Here is a 10,586-nt window from a genome sequence, read left to right as displayed (position 1 = left end):
TAACAAAGGCGTTGGACGTGGCGGTGGGTGATCAGGCAGGTGGCGAGGCCGAGGAAGGCTTCGTGGATGTCGTCGCGTCGTTCCCAGCGGATCCGGAGGCGGCGGAAGCCGTGCAGCCAGGCGATCGTCCGCTCGACCACGTAGCGGAAGATGCCCAGGCCGCTGCCGTGTTCCTGGCCTCGTTCGGCGATGACCGGTCGGATCCCGCGTTGCCGCAGCAGGCGGCGGTACTTGTCGTGGTCGTAGCCGCGGTCGGCAAGGAGTGCGTCCGGCCGGCGTCTGGGCCGGCCCATGACGCCAGCCACGGCCGGGACCTTGTCATTTTGGGCCCCTGCGGGCCGTCCGGACGTGAGAGGAATCGATCACTGCCCGCGACCAGTCGAGTTTCTTCGCCGCCTGCAGCTTCTTCAGCAGCACCAAGTGCAGTTCGTCCCAGGCGCCGGCCTCGTTCCAGGCGGCCAGGCGCCGCCAGCACGTCATCCCCGAGATGGACCTGGGGAAGCGTCCCGGGCCCGAAAGGCGGCAGCGACGAAGGCCGGAGCGGAGATCGGTGGCGAGGTTCTGCTCACCCTCGCGCACCTGCGCCTGGCCACACCCCGTCAGCTCAAGGCGCTGCCGCTACTGGTACTGCACTCGGGCGGGCCTCGCTGAAGCCGCTGCCTCGGGCGAGCTCGCCCCGACGGCCGGCCGGACCACCGGGAAGCGTATTGACGCCAGCAAGACGGGCCTTCGGGAGCATGGCCTCGCCCTAAGGCCTGTCCGGCGGATCATGAGTGTTTCGGCTTGCGGAGTCGTGTAGTTGGTCGTGGGCCGTGGCGATCTGACGAACGAGGAATGGCGCCGCCTGGAGCCGCATCTGCCCGTCCGCGGACGGCGTGGTGGGCGGTGGGCCAGTCACCGCAGGGTGATAAACGGAATCCTCTTCCGCGATCACCCGCAAGACCGTCACCGGCCTTGCCGGCCGGCTCCCGGCCGTCGCACCGGACCTGCCCGAGCACCCGGACTACCCCCGCATCCTCGCCCCCTTCAACCACGTGACCGGACCGCTACGGGCCAAGGACGTTTGCGAAGCCCTCGGCCACGAACTGCTGCCGAAGAACGTCGAAGGCACCCGCGCCAAGCTGAAACGCCTGGTCAAACTCGGCATTCTCACCGAGGCCGACACCGGCAACCTCGCCAGGAAGCAATAGCCGACGGAACCTCCACCAGCGACCTTGCTCCAACCTCGGCCAGAAACAGACATCACCTCACGAACCGGCCTCTAAGAGGTCCTAACAGAAGCTGTTGATCATGTGACTGTCGACTTGGTTGCTCGTTGGTCTGGTCGTGGGAAAGAGGGAGTCGCGTCCGTGGATCGTCTCGGATGAACTGTGGTCGCTGATCGAGCCGTTGCTGCCCGAGCCGGGCCCGAAGTTGGTCGAGGGCAGGCCGCGGGTCCCTGACCGGCAGGCCTTGTGCGGGATCCTGTTCGTGCTGCACACCGGCATCCAGTGGGAGTACCTGCCACAGGAGCTGGGCTTCGGCTCGGGGATGACGTGCTGGCGGCGCCTGGCCGCCTGGAACGAGGCCGGCGTCTGGGACCAGCTGCACCTGGTGCTGCTGAAGAAGCTGCGGGTGGCGAAGAAGCTCGACTGGTCGCGGGCGGTGATCGACTCCTCTCACGTCCGGGCGGCCCGCAGAGGCCCAAAAGCGGTCCCAGCCCGGTCGACCGCGCACGTCCGGGCAGCAAGCACCACGTCCTCACCGACGGCCAGGGCATCCCGCTCGCGGTGTCGCTGACCGGCGGCAACCGCAACGACGTCACCCAACTCCTGCCCTTGCTCGATAAGGTCCCGACGGTCGCCGGTGTCGTCGGCCGCCCACGTCGGCGTCCTGATGCCCTGCTCGCTGACCGGGGCTACGACCACGACAAGTACCGGCGCCTTGTCCGGGCGCGAGGCATCACCCCCGTGATCGCCGAACGAGGCCAGGAACACGGCTCGGGCCTGGGCGTCTTCCGCTGGGTGGTCGAGCGCACCATCGCCTGGCTGCACGGCTTCCGCCGACTGCGGATCCGCTGGGAACGACGCGACGACATCCACGAAGCCTTCCTCGGCCTCGCCACCTGCCTGATCACCCACCGCCACGTCCAACGCCTTTGTTAGGACCACTAAGCGTGAACGGCAGTCCCGGCCGACCCCGCAGGAATGGCCGGACTGGGGAAACCAGCGGTTCTGTGTCGTGTCCGGCTTCGCCCCTGTGGCGTAGGCGGAACCGCCTCTAGTGCTACGCCGGTCTCTGGCGGACCCGCCGTTCGGACTTTCCTCGCAGATCGGCTCTTCACGCAATCCCAGTGCCGTGTATGAGGCCGATCAACGAAGCGCATGTCGCCGAGCCCGGGCTGGCTGTGGTGGAAGTTGCAGCACACGACGACCGGACCGCTCTCCCCGTGCAGGAATTACTCGCCACGCTGTGCGCGATCGCCCCGGACGAGCGTACGACCCGGAAGCCCGGCGAGCCCGGTGTTCGGCTGCGCTTCTTCCTGGACCTGCGCCAGGCGCCCGACGCCGACGCTGTTGACGCGGACCAGACCCTGACCATGACCGTGGGGTCCAACGCTCCTCGCCGTCCTAAAGTCCCATCCCAGGCGCTGACGACTCCGGCGGATCCGTCTCAAGCCGGCGTCTAGGTCTCCAGGTCCTCGACTTACTTGGTCGTCTGGTCGTCGAAGATCTCCTGGGTGTACTGGCTCATGGTCTTGGCGTCGACGCCGTCGCATGCGTCGGGGCGCTTGCCTTGTTCGCTGTTCTTGGCGTCCTTGAACTGCTTCTCCATGGCGGCCTTGCAGGCGGCGAGGTCGGGCTTGTCGCTGCTGCTGCTGCAGGCGGCTGTCGTAGCGGCGAGGGCGAGCAGGACGGCTGTGATGGCTGTACGGGTGCGCATATTTACTCCTGGGACTGTTTGGCACTGATGGGCATCGTGCGGCAGGTGGGAGCCTGGTGAAGGTACTGTCGCAGTTGTGAACAGCACGTCCGCGGCCTGTTCGACGGGGTCGTCACCGGGGTGTCGGGGCCGCGGTGAGGGTCGCGAGGTGAGCGGGGGCGTCGAAGCCGCTCACCTCCTTCGGCGGGGTTGCGGAGAGGGAGTGCCCCCGTGGGGGTGTGAATGGCTGTTCAGACGAGCCGCTTACGTCCCCAGATGAAGAGGAAGGCCACGATGCCGGCGGTCAGGGCGAACAGAATCGATGCTCCGAACCACTGCATACTGCTCATCTGTGAGATGGGGATGTAGTCGATCGACGCGCCGACGATGTCCGCTTTCTTCATGCACGACGTGGTCGCCTCCTCCGACAGCGTGTCCGTACACGTGGTCAAGTCGAAGAGTTTCCCGCTGCCGCTGACATACGAGGCGTCGAGCACGTGCGCGGTGCGGGGCACCTCCGGAAATGTGATCCGGCCGCCGGGGCTGATGGGCTTGCTGGTGGCTGTGACGATGTCGCCGAGCGACAGCTTGAAGTAGCCCCAGACGGCCTGGAGGGCGACGGTGAATCCGAGGGTCACGACCATGGCCGCCAGCGTGCGGCGCAGGATCACACCGATCAGCACCCCGCCGAACACGGAGAGGAGGGTGAGGGCGACGGGCGCCGGGCCCGTGGTGTTGAAGAACTCCCTGGTGGTCCAGTCGATGTCCGCGTAATGGAGCTTGATGGGGTTCCACCACCAGGCGAACACCGCCGACAGCGTGACCGTGGTCACCGTCACCACCAGCCCGGCCAGCCCCAGCTTCGTGGCGAGCCAGCGGTTGCGGCTCATGGACTGGGCGGCGATCAGCTTGGCCGTGCCGTTCTCCAAATCGCTCGCGAGCAGCGGGGCGCCGAGGAGGACACCGAGTATGACGGGTATCGCCGTGAGGCCGGTGGTGACGGAAGTGAACGCGCCGGCGTAGGGGTCGAACTGCTTTCCCGCGTCGTCGAGGTTCTTGGTGGGAAAGCCGTAGGCGTTGAGGAAGTCCATCATCTGGGCGCGCTGGTAGATCATCCAGGCCGCGCAGAGCACGGTGGCGGCGATGATGGTCCAGAACGCGGCCCGGTGCTGGCGCCAGACCAGCCACGTCATACCGCTGAGGCGGGGGCGCCGGGTGCCCTTCGTGGTGCTCGTGTTCCCGGCCCCGTGCCTGAGTCCGTTCTTGGTTGCGTTCATCGTCCCGTTCATCGTCCGGTTCGCCGTCCCGTTCCTGCCGTCGGTCGAGGGGTTGGTGAAGGTGCTCATGCCGCCACCGTCCCGGTGCCGAACGCCTGGCCCTGGACCTGGGCGGTGGGCGTGATCAGCGGTGGTGCGTCGGGTGAGCGGAGATAGGCGAGCAGGAGTTCCTCCATGCTCGGGGCGGCCACCTCCCAGGGACCGGTGGCCGGGCCCTCCGGGCGGATCAGCGCGGTGAACTGCCGTCCGCTGGTCCGGGACTCGACGAGGGTGTGATATCCGAGGCCGGCGGGCAGGCCCTCGCCCTCCCTGACCCCGGTGACCACGGTGTGCATGGTCATCAGCTCGTCCACATCACCAGCGAGGCGCACTCCGCCGCCGGAGACGACGACGAGGAAGTCGCACACGTTCTCCAGTTCGGCGAGGACGTGGGTGGACATCACCACGGTGGTGCCGCGCTCGCCGGCCTCGGCGAGGAGGGTGCCCATGAGTTCGTGGCGCACGACCGGGTCGAGGTCCGACATCGGCTCGTCGAGCAGCAGCAGGTCGGGGCGCTTGCCGAAGGCGAGGGCGACCGCGACGCGGGTGCGCTGGCCGCCGGAGAGGGTGCCGATCTTCGCGTCGAAGGGCACATTGCCCGCGCGGACGATGTCCTCGGCGGCGCGCTGGTCCCAGCCGGGGTTCAGCTCCCGCCCCAGCCGCAGGGTCTCCGCCACGGTGAAGCGCCGGAACAGCGGCTTGTCCTGCGCGAGGAAGGCCGTACGCCGAACGGACTCCACCGAGCCCGGCGCCTCGCCGAACAGACTGAGCGAGCCCTGCGTCGGCTTCAGGACGTGGGCCGCGAGGTTCAGCAGCGTGGTCTTGCCCGCCCCATTGGGGCCGACCAGCCCACAGATCCTGCCCGCCGGAAGCCGGAAGGTGCAGTCCCGCAGCGCCCAGCCCCGCCGGTAGCGCATCCCCAGTCCATGCGCCTCGAGCGCCGGCTCCCCCGCGTACATGACGTCACTCACCTGTGCTCCTAGTTGTCCTGACCCCCGTGACCGCCGTGGTCCCGGGGGCGTACTGCTGCACCAGCGCCGACGCGACCAGCGCGGCCACGTCCTCCTGCTCCAGACCGGCCCCGGCCGCCTTCGACATCCACGCCACCAGCTCCCCGTACAGCGGCGAGTCGGTGCCCGTCTCGGGCCGGCCCAGCGTGCGACGAACGAAGGTGCCCAGGCCCGGTCGCGGTTCGACCAGGCCCTCGCGCTCCAGCTCGCGGTACGCCTTGAGGGCGGTGTTCGGGTTGACCGCGCTCGTCTCGGAGACCTCCTTGGCGGTGGGCAGCCGGTCACCCGGCACCAATACGCCCAGCCGCAGGGCCTGCTTGGTCTGCTGCACGATCTGCTGGAAGGCGGGGACCCCGCTCCGCCTGTCGATGCGGTATTCCACGGCCACCACTCCCTTCCATCATCATTCCACTACTCGATTAGTGGAATGATGATGGAAGGGAGTGACGGCAGTTGTCAACAGGGACCGCGCCCTGCGCTGCCAGGCTCTTCGCCCCCGACGGTCGTGAAGGGTGAGCTTGGCAACACGCGATGAGTTCTGTCGTCTCATGCCGTCTATGGAAGGGACGTTGCGTGGAGCGGGTGCAACCTCCGCCCCGCCAGCACCAGAGGGAGTCCTCCGTGAGACCTGAGTTCACCCGCCGCACGGTCCTCGGCTTGATCTCCGGCTCGGCCGCCGCGACCGTCACCTGCGTCTCGGCCGGTACCGCCCCCGCCGCCGTGCCCGCGTCACCCGGCGTGACCTACACCAACACCATCGCCGAGCAGCGGGCCGACCGGCGTGCCGTCGTACGGTCAACGCCCTGACAACGCTGCCCGCGGACTACCGCACCGGCCTGGTCCGCCGCCGCGCTCTGGCCCTGTACGAGGCGATCCCCGCCCAGCACCACCGCGAGTACGCCGTACGCGAGTTGCGAGACATCCTGGCGGCCTGAAATCGAGTAGTCCGACAGGTCGAGCGTGAGGGAAGAGACCTGAAGTACCTGGCCCAGGGGCGGCTTCTTCTCCGGGGCTCGCGCTGTGGCCGTCCGAGGTGCCCTTTGTGATGTTCAGCGTTTCGTGGTGCCCATCTGCTCGGGGGTCGTCTGCCTGTGCTCACGGTCGACCGCTCTGGTGTCCGGGGATGTGAACGGACCGGGGGCGGGGCGGCTGGGGCGGCTGTCCCAGATGGAGGGGTGGTCGGCTGCGGCAAGGAGGCTGTTGATGCGGCGGGCGAACTCGTGGCCGGGCAGCGGGAGCTCGGTGTCTGGCTCACGGAGGTAGCCGGCCGTGACGGCCGTGGGGATGCAGGCCGTGAGTTTGCTGACTCCGGCAGGCCGGGAGCGGACCGTCTGCTTGGCGAGGTGGCCAAGGGCCCGCATGAAGTGGGTGGTGGTCGTGCTGGTGATGCGGTGTGGTGCCGGGTGCCAGGTGCCGCCGTCGTCGAACGCTGGGGGTTGGGGTGGGGGCTGAACGTCGTCGGTCTGCCGGTGCCAGAAGTCGGCGGTGTCCCCCTCCCCCAGTGCCAGGTGGTGGAGGTAGAGGCAGTAGGCAGCGGCTGCTTGCCCGGCGCCGGCGGCGTACTGCCACCAGAAGCGGGCGCCTTCGTCGGTGTCGGTCAGCTGCAGGACACACGCGAGGACCAGGGCGGCACGGGGTTCGGGGACTTGGTCGGTGACGAATTTGGCTACGGTGCCCGGTGGGGTGTGCGAGACGAGCGTTTCGCACAGAGTACGCAGGTCCGCAGCCGCCGCGTGGCGGCTGCCGTCCGGGGAGCTGTGGGCGGCGGAGTCGGCATCAGGCGTGGACGATGAGGCGGTCGAGTGGACGATGTCGCGCGGCAGGGTGTGCTCGCGGACGAGCACGGCTCTGGAGAGGAGTTCTTCGATGCCGGTCACGGGGTGTTCCCTTCGGTCGCGGGCGGCGGGCACAGGACGCTCTCCAGGAAGCGGGTGGCGTGACGCTCGTCTGAGCGGATGGCGGCCAGCGGCACGCCCAAGAGGGCGGAGACGGTCTCGGGCGGGCTATTCCACAGCCGGCGCAGCACCATGACATCGAGCTGGCTGCCGGGCAGGCGGCTCATGGCCGCGAACAGCTTCAGGCTCTCGGCGATCTGGTCGATGCGGTCGGCCGGGTCGGCGAGGGACTGAAGGGCGGCGGTGTCGAAGGCGCCCATCCCCAGTTCGGGCCGTCCGTCTCGGAGCGGGGTGCTGGCCATGACCGTGGCGCACAGGACGTTCCAGGCGTAGCGGCGGGTGTCCTGGCTGGATAGGGCGTCGTCCCAGGACAGCCAGAGGATGTCGAAGGTGTTGGCCACAGCGGCGTCACGCCGGTCGCCGTCGAGGAAGACCTGGGCGCAGAGGAGGTAGTCCAGTTCCACGAGTTCGCGGAACGCGCGGTGATCCAAGGTGGGGCCGTGTGGGTGGCGGTCAGGATGGGGGTCCGTTCGGTGCAGTCGTCGACCCACTCGCTGCTCCTGTGGGCTTCGAGCGCGGCCTGGCACCACAGCCGGTACAGGGGCCAGTTCGGCATGCCCAGCTCGGTGGCCAGGAGGTAGACGATTTACCAGCGGGGGTAGAGACCGACACCGCGCAGAAGTTCGGAGAGCTTGGACTTGGCGAACCGCATGCGTGTGCTGCGATCGCTCAGGGTGAGACCGCTGGCGAGGTAGCTCTCGCGCATCGGGTCCAGCCAGACCCGGTGGGCGCTGCCGACGAACGAGGCGATCGGACGTCTTGCACGTCATGGCCACCACCCGGCACGACACCGTCGTCACCCGCTGGTCCATCGACCATCCCGTGCACGAGCTGTTTCCCGGCCTGCCGCGGCAGAAATGGAAACGCCGTTCCTGCGGTGAAGGAGCCCATGGCCAGCGGATCTTCGACTGGGCGCGCGTCGAGGTGCGGCCCTGGCACCGCGAGGACCGCCGGCACTGGGTCCTCGCCCGCCGCAGCGTGAGCAGGCCCGAGGAGATCTCCTACTACATCGCCTACTGCCCCGCCGCCACGCCGCTGGACGAGCTGATCCGCATCGCGGGCAGCCGGTGGGCAGTTGAGGAACGCTTCCAGACCGCGAAGCAGGAGTGCGGCCTAGACGACTACCAGGTCCGCCGCTACCCCAACTGGCACCGCCACATGACCCTGGCCATGGCCGCCCACGCCTGCCTGACCGGTCCTGCGGGCCCGACATCGGGACACGGACAATGCAGAAACGGATCCTCCCGGCTCATCCACCTCAGCCTCGCCGAGATCCGACGCCTGATCACCCGCCTCACCGACCGCCGCCCCACCCCGGTCGACCACATCTTGCACTGGTCCAACTGGCGCCGACGACCCCAGCACCAGGCCCGCATCAGCCACTACAAACGACGCGGACACAGCCCCTGAAAGCCGCCCGGCAATCAGAACAAGCACCGTTGCAGTACTAGGCCTTCTTCCGGCTCGTGACTCTTCCGGCTCGTGAATTCCGTGAGAAGTATTGACGCCGGTGGCCGGATCTTTATTATCCACTTGCTCGATACTTCGATCTACGTTCGAAATAGCGAACATATGCGAAGTCGTGCCGCACCACCATTCGCACAGCCTCCGAGGGGCCGGCAGAGCCGCGCACTCAGAAAACGAGGTCCCCATGCACAGACTCAGCTTCAGCCGCAGACGTCCGTCCGCGGTGCTCACCGCCGCGACCGCGACCCTGGTCTCGCTGGCGGCGCTGCTGGTCGCCAGTCCGACCGCCCAGGCAGCCAGTAGTGGCGCCCTGCGCGGCGTCGGCTCCAACCGGTGCCTCGACGTGCCGGGCGCCAGTCAGACCAATGGCACCAGCACCCAGATCTGGGACTGCTGGGGCGGGAACAACCAGCAGTGGACGCTGACGGACAGCAACCAGCTGACTGTGTACGGCAACAAGTGTCTGGACGTCCCTGGCCACGCCACCACGTCCGGAACCCGGCCGGTGATCTGGGACTGCAACGGCGGTACGAACCAGCAGTGGCGAGTGAACGCCGATGGCACGGTCGTCGGCGTGGAGTCAGGGCTGTGCCTGAGCGTCGTGGGTGCCGGTACCGCCAACGGTACTGCGGTGGAGATCGCGACGTGCAACGGCGGCAGCAACCAGAAGTGGTCCGGCCTGTCCGCGTCGGGCACCACGTGTTCTCTGCCGTCGACGTATCGGTGGACCTCGACCGGCGCGCTGGCGCAGCCGGCGAACGGGTGGTACGCGCTGAAGGACTTCACCACCGTGACGCACAACGGCAAGCACCTGGTCTACGGGACCTACTCCGACGGCAGCAACTGGCGCTCGATGGGCTTCGGTGCCTTCACGAACTGGTCGGACATGGCGACGGCCCCCCAGACCGCCATGAGCCAGGGCGCGGTGGCGCCCACGCTGTTCTACTTCGCGCCCAAGAACATCTGGGTGATGGCCTCCCAGTGGGCCGGCGGCTGGCCCTTCAACTACCGCACATCGACCGACCCCACCAACCCCAACAGCTGGTCCGCGCCGCAGCCGCTGTTCACCGGCACCCTGCCCAGCACCGACAACTCCGGCACCGGCCCGATCGACCAGACGCTGATCGCCGACGACCAGAACATGTACCTGTTCTTCGCCGGTGACAACGGCAAGATCTACAAGGCGAGCATGCCGATCGGGAACTTCCCCAGTAACTTCGGCTCGTCGTACACGACGGTCCTGAGCGACACCGAGGACAGGGTGTTCGAGGCGCCGGAGGTCTACAAGGTCCAGGGCCAGAACCAGTACCTCATGATCGTCGAGGCGAAGGGTGCGAACGGGCGCTACTTCCGCTCGTTCACCGCCTCCAGCCTGAACGGTCCGTGGACCGTGCAGGCCGGCAGCGAGAGCAGCCCCTTCGCGGGTAAGGCCAACAGCGGTGCCACCTGGACCAACGACATCAGCCACGGTGACCTGGTCCGCAACAACCCCGACCAGACCAAGACCATCGACCCCTGCAACCTGCAGTTTCTCTACCAGGGCAGGGGCGCCACCGTGAGCGGCACCGACTACTTGAAGTGGCCGTACCGGCCGGGTCTCCTCACGCTGCAGCGCTGACCCGCCCGACACGCACAACCCAGTGGAACCCCAGCCGCACGTCGGCTGGGGTTCCTCCCCTTTGGCGGGCGGCGGGCCCCGGGGGTCATCCCGCCGTTCCGGCGATCTCCTTCGGCCGCGCGGGTTCGGCCCGGTCCGCGCCGTCGCCGTACCGGGAGCGCAGCTCCGACAGCACGCCGAACGCCGCCGGGACGGCAGGCGTAGGTGCTGGCCTTTGTGCCGACTTCGTCCGCCAGCGCGAGGACATCTGCGGTCCTCTGCTGCGTCAAGCGGCTGGAACCAGCCGCGGCTGCGCGTCTGCCGCCCCGCGCAGCAGGGG

At 68.2% G+C, this 10,586-nt stretch carries 10 protein-coding genes and 3 pseudogenes; 6 read left to right on the top strand and 7 right to left on the bottom strand.

Translation table 11 applies throughout. The features are described 5' to 3' along the window. Positions 1 to 486, bottom strand: a pseudogene (locus ACFY9E_RS39975) (transposase); the annotation flags it as partial. 440 nt (positions 487 to 926) lie between these two features. Between ACFY9E_RS39975 and ACFY9E_RS39970 the strand changes: the two are divergent. The 3 genes and pseudogenes from ACFY9E_RS39970 to ACFY9E_RS39960 all read left to right on the top strand — a co-directional run. Beyond that, positions 927 to 1,190: pseudogene (locus tag ACFY9E_RS39970) on the top strand (hypothetical protein); the annotation flags it as partial. A 136-nt stretch (positions 1,191 to 1,326) separates the two neighbouring features. Continuing rightward, positions 1,327 to 2,144, top strand: a protein-coding gene (locus ACFY9E_RS39965) for an IS5 family transposase (protein ID WP_390993539.1) whose coding sequence is annotated in 2 segments (ribosomal slippage) — positions 1,327 to 1,656 and positions 1,659 to 2,144 — 816 coding nt in all. Because the reading frame shifts where the segments join, the coding sequence is not laid out codon by codon here. A gap of 197 nt (positions 2,145 to 2,341) precedes the next feature. Then, positions 2,342 to 2,668 carry a DUF6207 family protein gene (locus ACFY9E_RS39960; RefSeq protein ID WP_390993537.1) on the top strand — a complete coding sequence of 109 codons (327 nt, stop codon included), beginning with the start codon at positions 2,342 to 2,344 and terminating at the stop codon, positions 2,666 to 2,668. Positions 2,669 to 2,685: 17 nt separating this feature from the next. Here the strand turns inward: ACFY9E_RS39960 and ACFY9E_RS39955 are convergent, their stop codons facing one another. The 4 genes from ACFY9E_RS39955 to ACFY9E_RS39940 form a co-directional block, all read right to left on the bottom strand. After that, positions 2,686 to 2,922: a hypothetical protein gene (locus ACFY9E_RS39955; protein WP_390993535.1), complete on the bottom strand. Its 237-nt coding sequence runs from the start codon at positions 2,920 to 2,922 to the stop codon at positions 2,686 to 2,688. A gap of 230 nt (positions 2,923 to 3,152) precedes the next feature. Continuing rightward, positions 3,153 to 4,247 (bottom strand): ABC transporter, encoded by a 1,095-nt coding sequence (locus ACFY9E_RS39950; protein WP_390993534.1) that lies wholly within the window; start codon positions 4,245 to 4,247, stop codon positions 3,153 to 3,155. Then, positions 4,244 to 5,176, bottom strand: coding sequence for an ATP-binding cassette domain-containing protein (locus ACFY9E_RS39945; RefSeq protein WP_390993542.1), 933 nt, complete (start codon positions 5,174 to 5,176; stop codon positions 4,244 to 4,246). Before ACFY9E_RS39945 ends, ACFY9E_RS39950 begins: the two co-directional genes overlap by 4 nt. 4 nt (positions 5,177 to 5,180) lie before the next feature. Continuing rightward, the gene (locus ACFY9E_RS39940; protein WP_390993532.1) at positions 5,181 to 5,618 is read right to left on the bottom strand and encodes a GntR family transcriptional regulator; all 438 of its coding nucleotides are present in this window, start codon (positions 5,616 to 5,618) and stop codon (positions 5,181 to 5,183) included. Between the two features lie 230 nt (positions 5,619 to 5,848). On the opposite strand from ACFY9E_RS39940, the gene ACFY9E_RS39935 reads away from it, so the two are divergent. Beyond that, complete coding sequence (locus tag ACFY9E_RS39935) at positions 5,849 to 6,034, top strand: hypothetical protein (protein WP_390993530.1); 186 nt, start codon at positions 5,849 to 5,851, stop codon at positions 6,032 to 6,034. Positions 6,035 to 6,276: 242 nt separating this feature from the next. Here the strand turns inward: ACFY9E_RS39935 and ACFY9E_RS39930 are convergent, their stop codons facing one another. Together ACFY9E_RS39930 and ACFY9E_RS39925 are read right to left on the bottom strand one after the other, a co-directional pair. Further along, positions 6,277 to 7,104 (bottom strand): hypothetical protein, encoded by an 828-nt coding sequence (locus ACFY9E_RS39930; RefSeq protein ID WP_390993528.1) that lies wholly within the window; start codon positions 7,102 to 7,104, stop codon positions 6,277 to 6,279. Further along, a complete protein-coding gene (locus ACFY9E_RS39925; protein ID WP_390993526.1) occupies positions 7,101 to 7,613 on the bottom strand; it encodes a hypothetical protein in 513 nt (170 codons plus the stop codon). Before ACFY9E_RS39925 ends, ACFY9E_RS39930 begins: the two co-directional genes overlap by 4 nt. Before the next feature lie 316 nt (positions 7,614 to 7,929). On the opposite strand from ACFY9E_RS39925, the pseudogene ACFY9E_RS39920 reads away from it, so the two are divergent. Both ACFY9E_RS39920 and ACFY9E_RS39915 read left to right on the top strand, forming a co-directional pair. Continuing rightward, positions 7,930 to 8,467: pseudogene (locus ACFY9E_RS39920) on the top strand (IS701 family transposase); the annotation flags it as partial. Positions 8,468 to 8,833: 366 nt separating this feature from the next. Further along, positions 8,834 to 10,267 carry a non-reducing end alpha-L-arabinofuranosidase family hydrolase gene (locus ACFY9E_RS39915; protein WP_390993524.1) on the top strand — a complete coding sequence of 478 codons (1,434 nt, stop codon included), beginning with the start codon at positions 8,834 to 8,836 and terminating at the stop codon, positions 10,265 to 10,267. Positions 10,268 to 10,586 lie beyond the last annotated feature (319 nt).

Origin of the sequence: Streptomyces sp. NPDC012466 (assembly GCF_042955215.1) — a bacterium.
GTDB lineage: Bacteria > Actinomycetota > Actinomycetes > Streptomycetales > Streptomycetaceae > Streptomyces.
The sequence above is the reverse complement of the archived record's forward strand: the minus strand, read 5'-3'. Positions and strand labels throughout refer to the sequence as shown.

Coding starts and splice junctions, on each gene's coding strand:
- ACFY9E_RS39960 (WP_390993537.1), top strand. CDS start 2,342: ATGAGGCCGATCAACGAAGCGCATGTCGCCGAGCCCGGGCTGGCTGTG.
- ACFY9E_RS39915 (WP_390993524.1), top strand. CDS start 8,834: ATGCACAGACTCAGCTTCAGCCGCAGACGTCCGTCCGCGGTGCTCACC.
- ACFY9E_RS39955 (WP_390993535.1), bottom strand. CDS start 2,922: ATGCGCACCCGTACAGCCATCACAGCCGTCCTGCTCGCCCTCGCCGCT.
- ACFY9E_RS39945 (WP_390993542.1), bottom strand. CDS start 5,176: ATGTACGCGGGGGAGCCGGCGCTCGAGGCGCATGGACTGGGGATGCGC.
- ACFY9E_RS39950 (WP_390993534.1), bottom strand. CDS start 4,247: ATGAGCACCTTCACCAACCCCTCGACCGACGGCAGGAACGGGACGGCG.